This is a genomic window from Streptomyces sp. V3I7 (assembly GCF_030817495.1).
Taxonomy (GTDB): Bacteria; Actinomycetota; Actinomycetes; order Streptomycetales; family Streptomycetaceae; genus Streptomyces.
The window spans coordinates 2,084,327-2,102,130 of record NZ_JAUSZK010000001.1; the positions used below are offsets into that span (position 1 = coordinate 2,084,327).

The 17,804-nt window shown below is 67.8% G+C and carries 20 protein-coding genes; 7 read left to right on the forward strand and 13 right to left on the reverse strand.

The annotated features are described in order from the left end of the window. Positions 1-13 precede the first annotated feature (13 nt). Entirely contained in the window at positions 14-1,501 is a 1,488-nt protein-coding gene (locus QFZ74_RS09825) for an ATP-binding protein (RefSeq protein ID WP_307620426.1), read from the reverse strand. Beyond that, positions 1,494-2,093, reverse strand: a complete 600-nt coding sequence (locus QFZ74_RS09830) for a hypothetical protein (protein WP_307620427.1) — start codon at positions 2,091-2,093, stop codon at positions 1,494-1,496. The genes QFZ74_RS09825 and QFZ74_RS09830 overlap by 8 nt, the downstream gene beginning before the upstream one ends. 263 nt (positions 2,094-2,356) lie before the next feature. On the opposite strand from QFZ74_RS09830, the gene QFZ74_RS09835 reads away from it, so the two are divergent. Further along, entirely contained in the window at positions 2,357-3,691 is a 1,335-nt protein-coding gene (locus QFZ74_RS09835; protein WP_307620428.1) for a DNA-binding protein, read from the forward strand. Here QFZ74_RS09835 and QFZ74_RS09840 read toward each other — a convergent pair whose 3' ends face one another. Beyond that, a complete protein-coding gene (locus QFZ74_RS09840; protein WP_307620429.1) occupies positions 3,692-4,708 on the reverse strand; it encodes an NAD-dependent epimerase/dehydratase family protein in 1,017 nt (338 codons plus the stop codon). It lies immediately after the preceding gene. A gap of 470 nt (positions 4,709-5,178) precedes the next feature. Between QFZ74_RS09840 and QFZ74_RS09845 the strand changes: the two genes are divergently transcribed. Together QFZ74_RS09845 and QFZ74_RS09850 are read left to right on the forward strand one after the other, a co-directional pair. After that, positions 5,179-5,547: a 2'-5' RNA ligase family protein gene (locus QFZ74_RS09845; protein WP_307624097.1), complete on the forward strand. Its 369-nt coding sequence runs from the start codon at positions 5,179-5,181 to the stop codon at positions 5,545-5,547. Between the two features lie 268 nt (positions 5,548-5,815). Continuing rightward, the gene (locus QFZ74_RS09850; protein ID WP_307620430.1) at positions 5,816-6,445 is read left to right on the forward strand and encodes an HAD family phosphatase; all 630 of its coding nucleotides are present in this window, start codon (positions 5,816-5,818) and stop codon (positions 6,443-6,445) included. A 27-nt stretch (positions 6,446-6,472) separates the two neighbouring features. Here the strand turns inward: QFZ74_RS09850 and QFZ74_RS09855 are convergent, their stop codons facing one another. The 6 genes from QFZ74_RS09855 to QFZ74_RS09880 form a co-directional block, all read right to left on the reverse strand. Beyond that, positions 6,473-6,694 carry a hypothetical protein gene (locus tag QFZ74_RS09855; protein WP_307620431.1) on the reverse strand — a complete coding sequence of 74 codons (222 nt, stop codon included), beginning with the start codon at positions 6,692-6,694 and terminating at the stop codon, positions 6,473-6,475. A 174-nt stretch (positions 6,695-6,868) separates the two neighbouring features. Then, positions 6,869-7,204 (reverse strand): hypothetical protein, encoded by a 336-nt coding sequence (locus tag QFZ74_RS09860; RefSeq protein WP_307620432.1) that lies wholly within the window; start codon positions 7,202-7,204, stop codon positions 6,869-6,871. 80 nt (positions 7,205-7,284) lie between these two features. Then, the gene (locus tag QFZ74_RS09865; protein WP_307620433.1) at positions 7,285-7,572 is read right to left on the reverse strand and encodes a hypothetical protein; all 288 of its coding nucleotides are present in this window, start codon (positions 7,570-7,572) and stop codon (positions 7,285-7,287) included. Continuing rightward, positions 7,572-8,621 carry a major capsid protein gene (locus QFZ74_RS09870; RefSeq protein WP_307620434.1) on the reverse strand — a complete coding sequence of 350 codons (1,050 nt, stop codon included), beginning with the start codon at positions 8,619-8,621 and terminating at the stop codon, positions 7,572-7,574. Before QFZ74_RS09870 ends, QFZ74_RS09865 begins: the two co-directional genes overlap by 1 nt. 15 nt (positions 8,622-8,636) lie before the next feature. Continuing rightward, a complete protein-coding gene (locus QFZ74_RS09875; protein WP_093542794.1) occupies positions 8,637-9,053 on the reverse strand; it encodes a K structural protein in 417 nt (138 codons plus the stop codon). Positions 9,054-9,156: 103 nt separating this feature from the next. After that, positions 9,157-9,864 (reverse strand): hypothetical protein, encoded by a 708-nt coding sequence (locus QFZ74_RS09880; RefSeq protein ID WP_307620436.1) that lies wholly within the window; start codon positions 9,862-9,864, stop codon positions 9,157-9,159. Positions 9,865-10,224: 360 nt separating this feature from the next. Here QFZ74_RS09880 and QFZ74_RS09885 point away from each other — a divergent pair, with 360 nt between their 5' ends. From QFZ74_RS09885 to QFZ74_RS09895, 3 genes are all read left to right on the forward strand, one after another. Continuing rightward, positions 10,225-10,389: a hypothetical protein gene (locus QFZ74_RS09885; RefSeq protein WP_307620437.1), complete on the forward strand. Its 165-nt coding sequence runs from the start codon at positions 10,225-10,227 to the stop codon at positions 10,387-10,389. A 120-nt stretch (positions 10,390-10,509) separates the two neighbouring features. Beyond that, positions 10,510-11,694, forward strand: coding sequence for a nitrilase-related carbon-nitrogen hydrolase (locus tag QFZ74_RS09890; RefSeq protein ID WP_307620438.1), 1,185 nt, complete (start codon positions 10,510-10,512; stop codon positions 11,692-11,694). 111 nt (positions 11,695-11,805) lie between these two features. Continuing rightward, positions 11,806-13,008: an IS110 family transposase gene (locus QFZ74_RS09895; RefSeq protein ID WP_373462344.1), complete on the forward strand. Its 1,203-nt coding sequence runs from the start codon at positions 11,806-11,808 to the stop codon at positions 13,006-13,008. Here the strand turns inward: QFZ74_RS09895 and QFZ74_RS09900 are convergent. Continuing rightward, positions 13,000-13,323: a hypothetical protein gene (locus QFZ74_RS09900; protein WP_307619457.1), complete on the reverse strand. Its 324-nt coding sequence runs from the start codon at positions 13,321-13,323 to the stop codon at positions 13,000-13,002. The genes QFZ74_RS09895 and QFZ74_RS09900 overlap by 9 nt on opposite strands. Before the next feature lie 75 nt (positions 13,324-13,398). Beyond that, a complete protein-coding gene (locus tag QFZ74_RS09905) occupies positions 13,399-15,165 on the reverse strand; it encodes a hypothetical protein (RefSeq protein WP_307620439.1) in 1,767 nt (588 codons plus the stop codon). Between the two features lie 245 nt (positions 15,166-15,410). Between QFZ74_RS09905 and QFZ74_RS09910 the strand changes: the two genes are divergently transcribed. After that, positions 15,411-15,551 carry a hypothetical protein gene (locus tag QFZ74_RS09910; protein WP_307620440.1) on the forward strand — a complete coding sequence of 47 codons (141 nt, stop codon included), beginning with the start codon at positions 15,411-15,413 and terminating at the stop codon, positions 15,549-15,551. Positions 15,552-15,719: 168 nt separating this feature from the next. On the opposite strand, the gene QFZ74_RS09915 is transcribed toward QFZ74_RS09910, so the two are convergent. Both QFZ74_RS09915 and QFZ74_RS09920 read right to left on the reverse strand, forming a co-directional pair. After that, the gene (locus QFZ74_RS09915) at positions 15,720-17,213 is read right to left on the reverse strand and encodes a terminase large subunit domain-containing protein (protein ID WP_307620441.1); all 1,494 of its coding nucleotides are present in this window, start codon (positions 17,211-17,213) and stop codon (positions 15,720-15,722) included. Then, on the reverse strand, positions 17,210-17,746 hold the full coding sequence (locus tag QFZ74_RS09920) for a hypothetical protein (protein ID WP_307620442.1): 537 nt from the start codon (positions 17,744-17,746) through the stop codon (positions 17,210-17,212). The genes QFZ74_RS09915 and QFZ74_RS09920 overlap by 4 nt, the downstream gene beginning before the upstream one ends. Positions 17,747-17,804: the final 58 nt, after the last annotated feature.

Here is a 17,804-nt window from a genome sequence, read left to right on the forward strand (position 1 = left end):
GAGGTAGTGGGGGTCAGGAATGAGGGTTCGGGGCGGTGGAGGGCGGCTCGCCGTGAAGGCCAGCGCGCAGGCCCGACCGCCAATCGGCCACCGTCTGGGGCCTTGCAGCCCGAGCCGGGCCCGCGGGCTCGGCGGCGTGGCTGTCGGGCATAGGCCTGGCCACCCGCTGGCGCCGCGGCAGAGAACCCGCTCCGCTCATGTCGCTCTGCTGCCGGGCCGGTTCGGCAGCCGCGGGCGCGAGCCGCATGGGCTGTGGAGCGGCTCCCGCATACTCCACCTGTCGGCTCTGGGGCGCGGCGGAGACCGTGACGGTGCCGACGACGGGAGCGGCAGGGACGAGGTAGCGGTCCGGCACGACGACGTTGGCGGTAGTTCCGCCCGCCGGGTTCAACGCCAGCCACACCTTCAGGTCGTACTTGGCGGCGAGCTTCCCAGCGGTGATCAGGCCAAGGCTTCCGGCACGGACCTGGCCGGCGACATCGGCCTGGTTCGGGTTGTCGAGGAGACGATTCAGCAGATCCCGCTTATCAGGATCCAGCAGCAGCGAGGCCCGGTCCTCGACCTCGATCAGCAGTCCCTTCGCCACCTTCTGCGCGCGGACGATCACCTTCGATGCCGGATCGGAGTTCTCCAAGCCGTTGTCGATCAACTCCGCGATGACGTGCGCGACATCGGGGTGCACATGCGCGGGCAGCGCGAACGCGGCTCCGACTTCACCGGGCGCTGTCTGGACACGCGTGTACTTGACGACCTCCGACTTCGCACCGCGCAGCACCGTGGAGACGGGAACGGGCGCCCGGGTCTCGCGGAGAGACTGGCCGCCCAGCACGACCGACACGCTCTCCACGATGCGGCGCAGCCGTGTCGCCAGGTGATCGATCTTGAAGCTGCGGTCGAGCAGCTCCGCGTCCTCGGTGGACTTCTGCAGACCGGTCAGATGCTCCAGCATCTCGTCGATCAGGAGGTGCATACGGCGCGTCAGCGTCCGGTGCATGGCGACAAGTACGGATGCCTGAGACTCGTCGTGCACCCGCTGCATGGTGTACGCGCCCTGGACCTGGATGACGCCGATGAGCTCCAGGACCTTGTCGAGCATGTCGTCGCCCGCTCTCGGGGGATCCGGGGGCAGGTCGGGCCGGCCGCCCGCGCAGATCTGGTCGGCCGTCCAGATCATGGTCCGTTCCGCGGCGCGCGCCGCTTCCGCGATCTGGTGGAGCTCGGCGTCGCGCTGCTGCTGAAGCGCGGCGGCCACGACCTGGGCTCTGACGGCCCCGACCAGCCCCGCGATGAACACGCTGCCGCCGAGTGCGATGCCGAGCGGGACGGTATAGAACCCATAGATCCACGAGGCGAGAGCGGTCATACCCTCCAGCACCACGAGGCACAACAGAGGCGCGGCGAACACGCTCATGACCTGGTGGCGGAGGTCGCGGCCTATCTGGGGGCGTCTGCTACTGCGGCGATGGGTGACCGGCCGGGCGACGGAGACGCGGTCAGGCATGCGGGTCCTCACGAGTCAGTTCCGACAGGGGGCACGCCGCGGTGCGCGCGTGGGCCCACGTGATCGGGAGGACGACCTGTACGGTCTTGCCTACGATCACGCCGCCCTCGTCCCTCTTCGGGCTCCACGACAGGCGACCGCGGTAATGGGCCACCCACCACAGGCCAGTCGGAGATGCCACGGGCTCGCCGGACATGTTCACGGCCTCGTCGAAGCCCGGGAACTCGGGATAAGCGTCGTCCACCTCGATGAGCAGCTCGCGGACATCGGCGCACACGATCATGCGCAGCGGGACACAGCCGTCGGCGAACGGCAGGCCGTGCCGCACGGCGTTGTCCACCAACTTGTCGGCGACTCGAATCGCGGCGTCCGCGTTTCCGGGCCAATACCGCTTCTTGAGCCGCGGTCGAGCACGAAGTCGGGCGTTGGCGCCGGCCTCTTCGTTGGTCAGCAACTTTGTACTCCACTCCCAGGCCGGCTGCTCCTCCACTCGCAGAGGAAACGGCGCGAACGCAGCCTGCGTCGGCGCCGCGATCGCTCCTACGGCCGTACCGCTTCTACAAGCGGCGGGGTACTGGTTCGGCGACGTCACGCGATGCTCCCAAGTTCACGATTGTGCTCGGTCACGCACTCTCAGCGAGGGTTGGCGATCAGCGTTCACCCAGATCACGTGGCCTTGCCATGTCTTCGCACGTGGCCTCTACACGCACTTACGGCGTCATCCCTGGCCTCGGGGTAGCTTTGAAGTGGCTTCTGTTCAGGACGTGTTGCCGCAGCGAGGGAATACACGTTCCCCTTCGAAGGAAGGGATCGATCCGCGAGCCACCCGGACGCGGCCGCAAACTTGGGGGCGGTATGAGCGGAACAAGAAGCGCACCGCGGACACTGCTCGCGAAGCTGTGCGATCGAGACAACCTCACCTACCGCCGGTTCGAAGAGAAGTTCAACCAGACAGGCGTCCACCTCTTCGGGCACAACCCCAATAATCCGACGTGCGGCGAGACGCAATTCCGGCGTTGGACTGGCGGCAAGCTCATCGGCTTACCCGCGTCGGAGGCCTGCCAAATCCTGGAAGCCATGTGGCCCGGATACACAGCAGAGCAACTGTTCGGGCCGCCACCCGCGGGCGACCCCCAGGCACCCGCGTTCGACCTGGAAGAGCGAGTTCAGATGACCGCACGTGAAGCCCACGACGGCGCCGATGCGACCGCAGCAGCGTCCATCTCCGACAACACCATCGACGAACTGCGTGACCAGGTGGTGACCCTTGCCCGGCGTTATCACAGCATGCCTGTGGTGAGGGCGTACGAAGCAGCCGACGATCTCCGCCAAGAACTCGAACGGCAGCGGGACCGGACCCAGGTTCCGATCCAGCAGCAGACCCTGATGATCCTCAACGGGCAAACAGCCGCTCTCCTTGCCGTAGCAGCGTTCGACCTGGGCTATTTCCCCAGTGCTCGAACCCTGGCTCGCGCCGCCGCGGTGTACGGAGAAAGCACACGCTTCGCGCCCCTGCAGGCTTACGCCGACGGCACCCTGGCCTACATCGCGTACCACTCGGGCGAGCCGAACGAGGCCCTGTCCAAGGCCAAGCGGGCACTGTCATACGGAGGCCTCGGCGACATCGCCCAACGCCGCCTTCATGCCATCGCAGCCCGCGCCTACGCTCACCTCGGCGACATCGCCTCCGCTCGGCGAGCCATCCAGCTCTCCAAGGAGGGCAGCCGCGACATCCGCGACGAACTACACGACGCCGTGGGCGGCGAATTCGGATTCTCCGAAGAGCGGCTGCACATGTCCAACAGCACCACCGCGCTCCTCATGGACGATGCCGAGCAGGCTGAAGTGGAGGCCAGCCGCGCACTCGCCCTCCTCGCGGAGGGGACACAGGACGGGCAGTCCACCCACGTTCGCGCGAAAGCAGCTGCCGATCTGGCCTACGCACGCCTGCTGGCTAGCAATGTGGAAGGAGCGGCTGACGCCCTGTCGCCGATTTGGGAAGTACCAGCCGACAAGCGCAGCACAGGCATCGTCGTGAGAACGGCACGTATCGGCAGGCACCTGGCACGCCCGCAGTACCACGGGTCCCAGCTCCCGACGGAACTCCGCGAGCAGATCGAGGACTTCACCAGGGTCTCCCCGCCCTACCGGCTCGGCCCACACGCAACTCTGCTGGCAATCGAGTCCTGACTACTCCAACGAGGTAAGGATCCGGGCCTCCTTCGCTCGGGCGATCCCGTGTTCCGCCCACCGTGGGTGATCCACGGGACGCCCGTCTACTGCAAGCCAGGTCCATGTGTCCCTGATGGTCTCGGCAAGCGGCCGGCAGCGGAGCCCTGCGGTTACCGCACGGCTGGAGTCGACCGACCACACACCCGTATGTGTCCGCCACAGCGGCAGCTCGGTCCACTGCGCAACGCCCTGCTCGCTCAGTACGGCCGGCTCCACCCACTCCGGCTTCCCGATCCCACCGGTAACGGCCAGGCACTCGGCGAGGAAGTCGGCAAAGGTGATGCCCTCTGGGTGGGTGACGTTGTAACCGCCGCTCGTCTCACTCGCTGCCTGCTCCAAGGCGAACTCGGCAACGTCACGGACATCGACCGGCTGGATTCGCTGACTACTCGGCGCCGGAGCGAGGATGTGACCGCCGCGCTTGGCCCTGGTCAACCACCACGGGAGGCGGCCAACGTACTCTCCGGGACCCAGGATTACCCCCGGGCGCAGGAAGACAGCCGCATCACCGAACGCCTCAGACACGGCTCGCTCCCCACCGGCCTTCTGGAAGCCGTACCTAGTGGGACTCCCGTCCGCACCCGTGTACCCGAACGTACCGTCCGCGTCAGCCGGGCAGTCCAGCAGCGCCGAATCCTCGGTGAGGTGATGGTTCGGCCAGCCTTGATACACGGACACGGTAGAGATGTGGACCCAGCGCCGAGCTGCCTCCCGAAGCGTGGTGGTAGCCAGCAGAACTTCCCGAGGGGGGAAGTCTGAGCTGGACGTGTCGATCACGGCGTCCCACGGCCCAAGCTGGGCAAGGCGCCTTAGGTCGCTGAGATCCGTACGGTCGCCGCGTACGGTCTCAACCCCGGGCACATCGGGTCCCGATCGGCCGCGGTTAAAGGTGGTGACATCCCACCCCCGCACCTGTGCACTTTCCGCAATGGCCTTGCCCAGGAACCACGTTCCGCCGATGACGAGAATCCTCATGTGCCGATCCTGCCCTGTCCGAGGAGAGGAACGACAGGGCAACCGGGATCAGGTGAGGGTCGACACAGGGGCCGGGATGCAACGGCCGACCCTACGCCAGTGCCAGTACAACCGTTGGGCTGCGACAGGCTATCGAAGAGTTCTGCGTGGACTCCGCTCCGCGGCATCTTGCACTCTCGCCAGGGGAGGACTCTGCCTGATTTGATCCCTGGTTATGACGACGCAACCCGAGGCCATGCGGAACCACTGGTGGTGGCGCCCCGGTTGGAGCGTGGGCCGCCGCTTCTACACCTGGCACCTGACGTTCGAAGGCCAGGACGATGTGCACCGGCTCACTGCCGAGTACCGATCCGCGCTCGCACCTCTCGCCGACACCCTCACGCCGATCCCCAACCAGTGGCTGCACCTGACCATGCAGGGAATCGGATTCGTAGGCGAAGCGAAGGAGCGTGACGTCCGCGCCATCGTGGATGCAGCCCCGCCCACGACTGGCGGCCATCCCATCCTTCGGCCTGCAGATCGGGCCTGCGGTGCTGGCCCCGGAGGCGGTACTCCTACATGTCCACCCCGACGGGCCTGTCCGAGCCGTCCGGAACGCTATCCGGGATGCCATCGGGCACGTTTTGGGTGAGGTCCCGGAGAAGGCCGAGGGCTTTACCCCCCACGTCTCCGTGGCCTACAGCGCGGGAGACGGTCCCGCCGAGCCGATCCAACAGGTCCTCGCCAACCTCAACCTCGCTCCAGCGCAGGCCCGCATCTCCAGCGCGGAGCTCATCGTGATCCACCGGGACAACCAGATGTACGAGTGGGAGCCTTTCGCGAAGGTACCTCTCGGCTGAGGGTTTGTTACGGTTCGGGGTCTTGCCGCGCCCATGACGGTAAGGCCCCATGCCTCTCCGCCCTGGCGAAGTCCCGCGAGTAGGTCTGTCACACGTACGAGCAGCAGGCGCGGAAATCAGGGAGCCCCATCACAGTGGGCCCAGGATTCCGGACCGCCGCCCCGCCACTCAATCCAGACTGAATGCGTCTCCCGCGTGAGAGGGCACCCACGGGTCCCCCGTCGGACGCGGGGATCGACTTACAACGCGCGTCTCACAAGGAGCCACCTTGTCTTCCTCCTACCGCGGCCTGATCCTCGACTTCGGCGGAGTCCTCACCACGCGGATGCGGCTCAACGGCCAGGCTTTCGAACGCTCCGAAGGTCTGGAACCCGGCGCCTACTTCCATGCCCTCGACGAGAACCCGGAAGGCGTGGCCGTGTATTCCGCGCTTGAAGTCGGCAAGGCCACCCAGGAGGACTGGAATCGCGTCATCGGTGGAATCCTCGGCATCGACGCCACCGACCTCATGCGCCGCGCTCTGGCCAACCTCCGGCCAGAGCCGGCCATCGTGGCGGTCGTCGACCGAGCCCGCACCGCAGGGATCAAGGTGGCGATGCTTTCGAATAGCTTCGGCCTGCAGCCCTACAATCCGTACGCGGCGCTCGGCATGTGGGAGGACGCGTTCGACGCGGTGATCCTGTCTGAGCGGGAAGGCGTACGGAAACCGTCACCCTTCATCTACCAGCGGGCGCTGGATGCGCTGGGGCTAACCGGGCCAGAGTGCGTGTTCGTCGACGACCATGCCGAGAACCTGCCGCCAGCCGAAGCACTCGGCATCCGCACCATCCACCACACGACGGACCCCGAGGGAACGGCGGCGCAGCTCAATGCGCTACTAGAGTGCGCGGCCGCTTGAGCCTGAAACAGCCAGGAGGAAATCCGCTCAGTAGGCCCAGGCTTCCGGACCACCTCCCCGCCACTCGATCCAACCCGACAGCGGGCTGGTGGCCACGTCGTCGACCTCCACATCCTCCAGTCCCGCCCGGCGCAGGAACTCCACGATGTCGAGCATCGTGTAGGCCATGCCTACAAAATCGTCGCCCACGCGGACACGCCGCCCGCCGTCCTCGGCCGGTGGGTAGACGATGACGGGAACGAAAGTCATGTCCCCAGCCTCAGGCAAGCCGGAGGAGCATGCACGTCCGGCTAGACCGCTGCAAGGTCTCCTTGCGCATGCCGAACAGCCTTCTTCGCAGCTTGTTCAAGTTCGTACCGGTTTTCGCCGACGGCGCTTGCATGCGGGGTGAAAAAGCAACACCAAGGCCGTGGCGAGGTGCGTCTACCGGTAGCGGTACACCGGAGCGATCCACGTCACCTGCACCATCTCCCCCGCCCCCTCCGTCTCCTCCTCGACCGGGTCGTCCGGCGCGGGCGCCCGACCCGCCTGGTCGATCTGCCGCTCGATCCCCCGCAGGTTCTCCTGAAGGTCCATCGTCACCACACCGTCGACACTGACCTTCAACGGGTCTGCGAGGAGCTTGGCCCGCCGCTCACCCAACACCTCGAGGGCGACCGCGCGCACCGACCGCAGCCGGAAGTACCGGCGCTCCAAGTCGGCCGGGTCAGTGTCCGGACCGAGCTGCGCAAGCAGCCACGATCTCTGAAACTCATCCACAGGGGGCTGCCCCTCCATCGAACGAAGTACGGCCCGTCACCAGACGGGGGAGGCCGGTGACGAGCCGTACGAGCGGCATCCTACGACCCGGACGAGCGGGAGCGCCGGGTCTGCGGCTTCTTCGTCCCGCTCGCGCCGGCGCCGACCTCCTGGCCGTCGTCCTTGTTCTCGGCCAGCTCCGGTTTCACCGCCGAGACCATCTCGTCCGGTTCCTCGCAGCCGTCCGGCGGGACGTCCCACGCGTCCGGATTGGTGATCAGGGCGGCCACCTCCGGTTCCGGGCAGTCGCCCGGCATCAGGACCAGGTCCTCCCTCGTGGTCGGGTCCTGCACGTACACCGCGGCCTTCAGCCGCCCACCGCCCACCATCACAGGACCTTCGCCACGATGTGCGCGTCCGGGGTATGCATGACCGGCATCCCGACCGCGGCACCCTTGGTCCAGATCTGCACGGGGTCATCCTGAACACCTCGGGTGATGATCAGGCCAGGGGCATCCTCCCGGATGATCTCCGGGTTCGTCCCCCGCGACAGCACCAGGGCCTCCGCCGTCACCCCGTACATGGTCTGCGCCCACTTCTCCCGCTCCGGCGGCACCAGAATCCACACGTCCTCCGGCAGCACCTTGCGCGGCTTGCCGTCCACCCGCACCTGGGCCTTGTAGAACGTGAGCGGCGGCAGCGAGTAGTTGCCGCGCACCACGTTGATCTGCTGCGGGGTGAGCGTCGCCGTCGGCGTGGTCGACGGGGACACGGACCCGTAGTACGCCGCCCTGTAGGCGTTGTTCGCCGCCAGGTACGAGAACGCCTTCCGGCTCGTGATCACCAGCTCCGGTTCGGGGGCCCCAATGTCGTCGAGCTGCTGAATCCACCGCAGCTCGTCCGCGATCGGATCGGAAGCCGGATCCGACCACGGGATACGGGCGACCGGCCGGTTCTCCACCGGCACGTTCCAATCGACTTCGAGCGTCAGCCCGTTCTCCTGCTCCAGCGTGAACCGGCCATCCGCGAGCACGTCGCCGGCGGCCAGCTCCAGTCGGGAACGGATGGCTTCGACGTGACGCTCCACGTCGTCGTACAGCAGCTCGATCAGCCGGTCCTGATCACTGCCGTGCGACGCCTCCAGCAGGATCTGCTCCTGCTCGGAGACGACGAGCTTCTGCCCCAGCGGCGGCAGCGCACCCTCGCGGGAGGTCTGCCATGCCTCACGGGTTGCGAACGGCACGCTGGCGTTGAACGCCCGGTACTTCGCGACGTTGACGTACCGGCCGGAATCCTTCGTCCGCCACTTCACCTCCCGCATCTCGACCGTCGGGAAGATCGTCTGGGTGAGGAGGAAGTCCTTCGGGGACGGGATCGCCCTGGCGAACGCCGTCAGGTCCATGACCGAGACGTCCTTGAGGAGGTCCTGAATCGTCACAGCTCAAGCCCCCGCTCAGACGAAGCGGATCTGCGCGGCACGCGGGTGCCACACGAGCTGGGACACGTCGATCCCGCCGGGAACCTTCGACGCCTTCACCGCGCCGTGCCACAGCAGGGCGGCCGGGACGCGGGTCTGGCCCGGAGCGAACGGGGCCTCCGCGATCACGAAGCCGCGCAGGATCTGACGGCCGCAGTGCGCGTCCGGGTCGTACGGGCCGTAGAGGCCGGACTCCGCGACGCGGCCGACCGGCACGCCGGACAGTACTCGACCGTACGGGTCGCAGCCGTCGCCGCACACGTAGTGGGTGCCCTCGCAGAACAGGTTCAGGTCGAGGGTGATGGTGTCGACGGAGTCGGTGCCGTGCAGGGAAGCCAGCCACTCGCGATTGGCGGTGGTGTACTCGGACTTCGAGACGGGCTGGATGGTCATGTGCGTGTCTCCATGGACGCTGCGGTGACTTCCGCACACCGCCCACGGAGGCGGTGACGTCCACGAAGTTGCGGGGCGTGGTCCCCTGGATGCGGGCCCGGAACTACCGGGCGGCTGTGTCGCTGAACTCGGGTATCAGGCCCCGGCGCTTGGCCATCTCCAGCCCGGCGGAGCCGGGCTTGGACACGGGCGTCGTACGGGTCGGGCCGCGTCCGGCCGGAGCACCCGCGGGGGCCGCCGGCACCGGGGTACGGACCTCCCCGAACAGCTCGGGGCGGCGAGTGCGCAGGGCCTCGGCCGCCGACTGGATCTGCGCCTCGTCGGCGTCCTCGTCGTCCACGGCCAGCAGACGCTCGGCGTCCACCAGGTCATCGCCCTCCGCGCCGAGCGCCACCAGCGCGGCCCGGCGAAGCGCCGCCCGCTCGCGCTCGGCGGCCAGCTCCTCCCGGCGTGCCGCCTGCAACTCGCGCTCCTGAGCGGCCTGCTCGCGGCGTTCGACCTCCGACAGCGCGGCCTGCTCGGCCTCCCGCTGCGTGGTCACGAACTCGGTCAGCGCCTTCGGGTTGTCGAACCCGAGCGTGGTCAACAGCCGCTTGATGGCCGCGCGTTCACCCTGGGCCTTCTCGCGGGTGAGCATCTTGCCCAGTCGGTCCTGGGAGAACGTGACCTGCTGCTCCTGGCCGCCGTCGTCGTTGGCGTCATCGAGCTGGTCGTTCGTCTCGTCCTCCGGGGAGGCACCGAGGATGGGGTAGATCGGCCGCCCGTCACGGCGGTGGCCGACAGGACGGCGAGGCGGCAGGGGCCGGACCATACATCTCCTCCAGAGCGCGCCCCCGCGCTGTCGATCAGTGTAGCCAAACCGGGTTTATCACTGTCTGACGCGCTCAGGACGAGGCATGCCCCTATCACACAGACTCATGGCACTACTACGCCAAACCCTGGCCACTTTGTGGCCACTTGGCACCTGAATCCTCACGCGCTCACCGTGCGCAAATAGCAAGAAAGCCCATATATCTCACCCCCTCAACACGGAGGTGACCGCCGAAGTGGCGGCAAAGTGGCCAGCGTTTGGCGTATCGGCGCCACGTGAATCCGGGCAACGTTGAGGCCACTCAAGCGGAGACCGGCACCCCGGGCCCTCCCTCACCTCGACCGCAGCAGGAGAAGTGTTTTGGACTGGGACGCCATCACCCGATGGGCACTCGCCGCATTCGGCCTCGTCGGCCTCTGCCTCATGCTGCTGACCGGGTTATTCCGTCAACTCCCCGAACTCATTCGCGCCATGCAAGAAGCCCGAGAGGCGATGCGCGGCCGAAGCCAGGGCAACAACGACTGAAGCGATCACGGCTCAGCGGCGGCTGCCACCTCGAACCGAGCCCACCGTCTGCTTTCACCGCCTCCAGCCCTCTGTCCGACCGGCCCCAAAGGATGGCGTCGGACAAGGAGGCCACACCCCATGACGATCAATCCGTACACCGCGGTCGGACTCATCCCGGAGATCACCGAGATCCAGGACCGCGACGACATCGCTACCAACCTGGACTGCCTGTACTCGCTTACCCGTACCGCCGTCGCGCTCGGCGGCCTGGACCACCCCGTCCGCCTCGTCGCCCTGCCCGAAGGCGCGCTCCAGGGGTTCACCGACGAGATCCATGACCTCGACCACACCACCTACGCCGGCACCTGCGCCATCACCCTCCCTGGGGCGGAGAGCGAAGAACTCGGCCGCTGGGCACGCGAGTTCGGCGTGCACATCATGGCGCAGGCCAAGGCCCTCCACCCGGCCTTCCCCGACCGGTACTTCAACGTCGGCTTCGTCATCGACCCGACGGGCGAGATCGTCCTGCGGCACTACAAGCTCGCCCCGCTCCCGCCGATGGAACACAGTCTCAGCCCGCACGACGTTCTCGACCAGTGGACTGAGCTGTACGGCAACGGCCCCGACGCGTACTGGCCCGTCGCGGACACCGCCATCGGCCGCCTCGGCGTCATGATGGCCAACGAGGCCAGCTACCCGGAGAACGCCCGCGGCCTCGCCCTCAGCGGATGCGAAATCGCCTACCGCACCAGCTACCCGCTGCCCGGCGTCGCCTCCAACGCCTTCGACATCCAGAACCGGGCCCGCGCCCTCGACAACCTCATGTACGTCCTCGCCCCCAACCCGGCCTCCTACACCGGCGCCGACGGGCAGCGCGTCGACTTCTTCGGGGGCCGCTCCACGATCACCGACCACACCGGCCGCATCGTCGGCCACCTCGACCACGGCGGCGTCGCCTCGTTCGTCACCGCCACCATCGACCTGCCCGCCCTGCGCCGACAGCGCACCACTGCCGCGTGGACGAACTGGCCCAAGGACCTGCGCACCGAGCTGTACCGCACCCTCTACAACCAGCCCATCTACCCGGCCAACCTCTACGCTGACCGACCGCCGTACGACCACGGCGAGTATCGCGAGCACGTCACCGAACCCCAGATCGAGCTGATGCGCGCCCGCGGCATCTGGCGCTGCCCCCCCCCGTTACCTTTTTGGTGGCTCCGCTATGGGGCCTCCGGCCTTCGGGTCCGGCATGACTTCCCCCTCCTGTTGTTGATGATCCGGGGGGTGGTGTCACCGGGTCCGGAGGCATCGACGGACCGCTGATGAGGGGCTTGAGCACCGGCTTCACCCGAGCCGGAAGAGCTCTCCGTAACGTGGATGTGGCAGCTCGGTGCCGAGGCAGGCCGGACGAAAGCGTGATGGAGGGGCCTGCACGTGATCGACACCGGCGACATCGACGTCTTCCTCGGCCTGGACGTCGGCAAGGGCGAACACCACGCCACCGCCGTCACACCAGCCGGGAAGAAGGCGTTCGACAAGCGACTGCCCAACACCGAACCCAAGCTCCGCGAACTGTTCGCCAAGTTGAAGGCCAAGCACGGAACGGTGCTGGTCGTCGTCGACCAGCCGGCCTCGATCGGCGCCCTGCCGCTGGCAGTCGCACGAGACTTGGGCTGTCTGGTCGCCTATCTGCCCGGGTTGACGATGCGGCGGATCGCCGACCTCTACCCGGGTGAGGCGAAGACGGACGCGAAGGACGCGTTCATCATCGCGGACGCGGCCCGCGCGATGCCTCACACGCTGCGAGCCATCGACGGCGAGGACGAGACGATCGCCGAGCTGGAGATGATCGTGGGCTTCGACGACGATCTGGCCGGAGAGGCCACCAGGGTCGCGAACCGGTTGCACGGCCTGCTGACGCAGATCCATCCGTCACTGGAACGGGTGCTGGGGCCGCGGTTGCAGCACCCTGCGGTGCTGGCCTTGCTGGAGCGGTTCGGTTCACCGGCCCAGATCCGCAAGGCCGGACGGCGGCGGCTGGTCACGCTGTTACGGCCGAAGGCCCCGCGGATGGCCGAGCGACTGGTCGAGGACATCTTCACCGCGTTGGACGAGCAGACCGTCACCGTTCCGGGCACCGAGGCAGCCGCGCTGATCGTCCCGAGCCTGGCCGGATCCCTGACCGCAGTCCTTGACCAGCGCAAACTCCTGGCCGGGCGGATCGAGGAACTCCTGGAGGCCCACCCTCTTTCGAAGGTCCTGACGTCCATGCCGGGAATCGGCGTCAGGACCGGAGCCAGGATCCTGATCGAGGTCGGTGACGGCAGCACCTTCCCGACCGCCGGCCACCTCGCCGCCTACGCAGGTCTCGCCCCGGCAACCCGCAGTTCCGGGTCCTCGATCCGCGGCGAACAGCCCTCCAGGAGAGGAAACAAGCAGCTCAAGAGGGCCTTCTTCCTCTCCGCGTTCGCAGCCCTGGGCGACCCGGCATCACGGGCCTACTACGACAAGAAGATCGCCCAGGGCAAGCACCACACCCAGGCCCTGCTCTGCCTCGCCAGACGACGGGCAGACGTCCTCTTCGCGATGCTCCGCGACGGAACTTTCTACGAACCCCAACCCGCCAGGTCAGGCTGAATCGCCGAGAGCCCGCCGTGCTTCAGTCCACAACCGCTCGAACTCCTCCACGGTGATCTCGGCCGCCTGCGGCTGGTCCTGCCAGCCGTCCATGGGACCTTCGGCGAGAACGCCGTACTGCCGTTCATAGCGGAACATCGCCGCGAGATCGGCATGATCACGCAAGTGCAGCACCTCTTCCAACGAGGCCGCCGTCACCGGACGCGAGTCCTGCCCCCGGACCTCAACCTGCCGCGCGGCCCAGCCCTCGTCATCGGCCTCGAAATACAGCCACAGATCTTCGTCCTCGTAGTAGGTGCGGAACCAGGTCGCCATGCCGCAATCCTGACCCACGACCTTGACCAAAGAGATAGGGGCACCCCCCCCCGCTCACGCACCCAGCGGCCCACGTCACCGGCCCGAGCCCACCGGCTCCCGCTCGCTCTCCCGCCGCACCGGCTTCCGCTCCTCCGCCGAGCCCGGACCGGCGTCGTCCCCCTGGTCCTCCTCGTCCTCGTCGCGCCCACGCCGCGCCGCTGCCTCCGCCATCCGCACCTCGGCCTCCTGCTGCGCCTTCGCCCGGATGCGCTCCACCTCCTGTGAGGCGTCCTTGATCGGGTATCCGGCCTCCAGCAGCATCATCACCGCCGTCTCCAGCGACAGCACTCCGGCCCCGTACGCCTTGACGACCTCCTCCAGTACCGCCCCGCGGTCGGTCGGCGTGTGCGGCGCCCACGCCAGCCGCGCCGGCAGCGTCTCCCCGGCCGTCCAGCCCTCCGCCCGCCCGGCCTGGTACAGCCTCTGCACCATCTTGAACAGCAACCGGTACTTGTGCTCCCTGGCCAGCCGCATCATGCCGATCAGCGCATCCAGCGGCCCCAGCGCCAACTTCAACGCGTACCCCGACGGCACCTCCGTGGCGTCCAGCGTCCCCAACCCGGCCGCCGTCACCCGCGAATTCGCCGCGATCCGCTCCAACAGGTGATCCACCCGCGCCCGCAACTCGGCCAACTGCGGCGACGTGTCCAGGGCATCCATCCGCCCCGTCTCACCGAGCTGCCACACCGCCCCCGCCTTCACCTGAAGCTCCTGCGGCCTGCCCGTGGCCCGGTCCACCGGCAGCCGTGCACCCGCAAGTCCGATGATCGGCGTGCCCGTCGTCGCCGACGCCGCCGAGCTGTCCGAGTCCGTAGCCGCCAGCTCGTCCAGCGCCTGCAGAACGCGCGCGAGGATCGACCGGCCCCAGTGCTCCCCGCCGTCCGGGATCGTGTTCGCCACATGGATCACCGGCACGAAGTCGATCCACAGATCGAGCCGGTTCAGCTCCGTGCCGTCCGGCCGCACCCGGTACGACGCCTTATCCATCGGCAGCCGATTCAGCGGCTCACCGTTCTTCAGGTCCTCCAGCAGCCACTCCGCGTCCGTGAGGTAGCACGTCACGTTGGAAGTCCGGCCCGGCTCCCACGGGTACTGCCGACCGCCAGCCGCAGCCCCCTCTTCCTCACCTTCGGCGCCCTCTGAGATCGGGCCCAGCTCGTACGTCACCCGGCGCACCCTGGCCTTCAACCCTGCGTCGTCGTCGGCTGGCAGGTCCCACGCCAGGTGCACCCGACGGGGGAAGTCCTCGTCCTCGTCGTCCCACTGCGGGAAGAAGAACCCCGGATCGTAGACCCTGAGCGTCGGCCGCTGCTTCTCCGGGTTCCAGGCCAGGACCATCACACTGTCCCCGAGCAGGACCGCCGCCCGCTCCGCCTGCTGGACTCGGAACGTCAGCAGCTCCTTGTCCGCCCACTTCCGCAACCGGTCCTGCACCGCGGCGGCCTCCGCCGCACCAGGGGTCGGTGTCCCCTCGTCGGCGTTCTCCGCCCCCTCGACCGCGACCTTCTGCTCCGAGCCGAGGAGGTAACCGAGCGCGGTATCCACCAAGTTCGCCGCGTCGCCCAGCTCCCGCCGCTCCAACGCGCTTGCGTCACCACCGGCCGCCGCGAGCTGCCCGGCCTGGTTGTTGTCGTACGACGCGAGCACCTTGTACGCAGCCAGCCGCCGCAACTCATGCGGTGGCACCCACGTCTTGGCCAGCTCCGGGAACGCGCGGCTACCCGTACGCCCAGCCTCCGCCATCACCGGCTTGTAGTTCAGCCACGACCACGCATCGATCACGAGTTGGCGCAGACCCACGGGCTCCTCCGGACGTCGACCCCGCGCCGCCAACTAGCCTATATGGCAGGTGAGCACCCATTCGGCCGCGCGTTCCCGTACGACGGCCCACGCGTAAATCGATTCAGCGGTCACGTTTCTGCCCGCAACAGCCCGACACTGTCACGAACTTGCCTAGGATCCACATGCAGAGGCGCTCTTTGCTCCTCCTCCTGGGCATCGGCCCCAGGGCCGCACCCAGCGGTCGTGTCCGGAAGGTGGAGCAAATGGCCAGGCAGGACCAGCCCCAAGGGGACGACGGAGAGAAGAGGGAGAAAGAACCACGGCGCCGCGAGCGGACGATGCTCGTGATCAAAATCGCACTCCTGATCATTCACATCGTCCACTCCATGAGCGGCAACAACTAACCGCAGGCGGGGGTCGCTCCAGGGGTCCAACCAGGGGGCGGCCCTCGCCCATGCCATGCCACCACCAGGATGGCAGTACATAGCTAAACCCAATTAAGCAACATGCGCAGGGGCCTGGGTCAAGTTATATGCGTCAATCCGCCCTAACGACCAACACAGCACGACGGCTTACCGACGCCCACTCAATCGCTGATCATCTCCGCCCCGCGGCGGCGGCATCGTCGGGTCGAGGAACAAGTCCCACAGCGCCCACACCGCCGAATCCAGCAGGTCCGGCGAGTCCTCCGTCTCGCCCTGCCCGACGAACGTCGTCATCTGCTCCTCCAACGGTGCGAACCGCCGAGCCGGACCAACGTGCGACACCCGCGCCTGCTCGTACAACTGCGCGACCGGAGCCGCCCGCGCCCGCTTCCCGCGCGTCGCATGAACGATCCTCCAGTTCACCGTCGGATCCACCTGCTCCAACAGCGCCGGCAGGTAGTCACCACCGTTGTTCGCCTCAATGACCACGCAGTCCGCACGGTGCTCGTGATACAGCGCGGCGGCACGCTTCATCGCCTGCGTTGGCGTGTACCGGTCCTGCTCGCAGTGCAGCAGATACCCACGCGGCCGGTCGTCCCCGAACATCGACTCCACGGGGAACCCGCGCCCGGCCACAGTGAACGCCGTCATGTCCGCGTCCTCATGGCTCTTGGTCGCCGGGTCCACCGACACCACCACCCGCTGAAGATCCGGCAGATGCTCAGGCCGAGGCCGGAAACCCTCGACCTCCAGCATCCACCCCTTCCACAGCGCGCCCTCCACGTCCTCGAGTAGCTCGCCGGACAGCTCCTGCCGACCCAGCCGCGTGCCGGCGTACTCCTCCTCCAGCTCCTCACGGGCCGCAGCCGACAGGTTCGCGTCGTTCTCCCGCATGTGCCCGCGAGTCAACACCACCCGCGGCGGCGCCCCACCCTTCCGGTGCGCCTCCTCCTGCGCTCTACCGCGCTCGACCAGCCGCTTAACGTGCGGGAGCGGCTTCGGCGTCGTCGAGATGACAACCTGAGGGGTGTCCGCCTCACGTAGGCAGAACCACAGCATGTCGTACACCGCCTGCGCCGTGATCCGGTTCCACGCCGCGTACTCGTCGCACCACGCCTTGTCGAACGCCCAGCCCCGCAAGTTGTCCGGGGTCTCAGCGCCGAACCCCCTGATGATGGTCCCGTTCGTCAACCGGAGCGTCGTATCACCCAGCGACGAGTTGTACTTCGCCACCTCCTCCGGCGGGAACACCGACAACAGCCCCGACTTCGGGGACGCGAAGCAGATGTCCCGCACCAGCGTCGCGTTCTTCGCCACCACCGCGATCTGCATCCCCGGCGTCCGCGCCCACTCCCGCACCTCCTCCGCTGCCGTCCGCGACTTCCCCCAGCCACGGCCGGTGAGCAGCATCCACACCGTCCACAGCCACAGCGGCCGCCGCTGCGCCGCACGGGCGTGATGGTGCAGCCACCCCGCATGAGGCAGCCCGTCACAGTCCGGGACCTCACACGCCCACCGTCGCGCCGACAGCTCATCGGCACGCACCAAGGCCGCGACCTCCGCTCGAAGCTGCTCGTCGCTCATCACCGACGGGTCCGTGAACCCCTCGATCTTCCGCCGCTTCGCCCAGCCCCGGCTCATGACGCGCCCTCCGACAGCCGCCGCTCCAGCTCCCGGCGCAGCTGAGCCATCCGCGCCCGGCGCTCCTCATCCGACAGCGAGCTCACCTCAGCGCCCTCGTCCTGACCCTCAACCGCCCCGGCCACCGGAGCCTCACCCACGGCTCGGCGTTCGATCTCCGCCGCGACCTGGATGTAACGCAGCAGCTCCGAGGGCGACAGCTCCCGAGGGTCAAGCAACTGGAGCCGCGCCACGGCCTTGCTCTGCACGGCCTGCGCCAACTTCGCGTGCCGACGCGCGATATCCCGCCTGGCCTGCGCCTGCTCCGCGAGGAACAGCCGGTCCTGCTCCCGGTCGTAGGCCGCTGCCCGCATCACCCATGCGAACTGCCGCGACCACCGGCCCACCAGCGCGCGGGATTTATCCAACTCCCGTGCCACCTTCGTGACACTCCGCCCTGGGCCGAGATCGCGATACACGGCGAATGCCCCGAACGCCTGGATGGACTCACGATCCTGGCGCTCCCAGGGATCAACGACGCGCCGGTCAACCACCGGTTAGCCTTCCTTCTCCCCATGCGCCAAGCAAGTGTCAAAAGCTGTTGATCAGTAG

Coding starts and splice junctions, on each gene's coding strand:
- QFZ74_RS09845 (WP_307624097.1), top strand. CDS start 5,179: ATGCAGCCCCGCCCACGACTGGCGGCCATCCCATCCTTCGGCCTGCAG.
- QFZ74_RS09825 (WP_307620426.1), bottom strand. CDS start 1,501: ATGCCTGACCGCGTCTCCGTCGCCCGGCCGGTCACCCATCGCCGCAGT.
- QFZ74_RS09840 (WP_307620429.1), bottom strand. CDS start 4,708: ATGAGGATTCTCGTCATCGGCGGAACGTGGTTCCTGGGCAAGGCCATT.
- QFZ74_RS09865 (WP_307620433.1), bottom strand. CDS start 7,572: ATGGTGGGCGGTGGGCGGCTGAAGGCCGCGGTGTACGTGCAGGACCCG.
- QFZ74_RS09890 (WP_307620438.1), top strand. CDS start 10,510: ATGACGATCAATCCGTACACCGCGGTCGGACTCATCCCGGAGATCACC.
- QFZ74_RS09915 (WP_307620441.1), bottom strand. CDS start 17,213: ATGAGCCGGGGCTGGGCGAAGCGGCGGAAGATCGAGGGGTTCACGGAC.
- QFZ74_RS09835 (WP_307620428.1), top strand. CDS start 2,357: ATGAGCGGAACAAGAAGCGCACCGCGGACACTGCTCGCGAAGCTGTGC.
- QFZ74_RS09900 (WP_307619457.1), bottom strand. CDS start 13,323: ATGGCGACCTGGTTCCGCACCTACTACGAGGACGAAGATCTGTGGCTG.
- QFZ74_RS09855 (WP_307620431.1), bottom strand. CDS start 6,694: ATGACTTTCGTTCCCGTCATCGTCTACCCACCGGCCGAGGACGGCGGG.
- QFZ74_RS09910 (WP_307620440.1), top strand. CDS start 15,411: ATGGCCAGGCAGGACCAGCCCCAAGGGGACGACGGAGAGAAGAGGGAG.
- QFZ74_RS09875 (WP_093542794.1), bottom strand. CDS start 9,053: ATGACCATCCAGCCCGTCTCGAAGTCCGAGTACACCACCGCCAATCGC.
- QFZ74_RS09880 (WP_307620436.1), bottom strand. CDS start 9,864: ATGGTCCGGCCCCTGCCGCCTCGCCGTCCTGTCGGCCACCGCCGTGAC.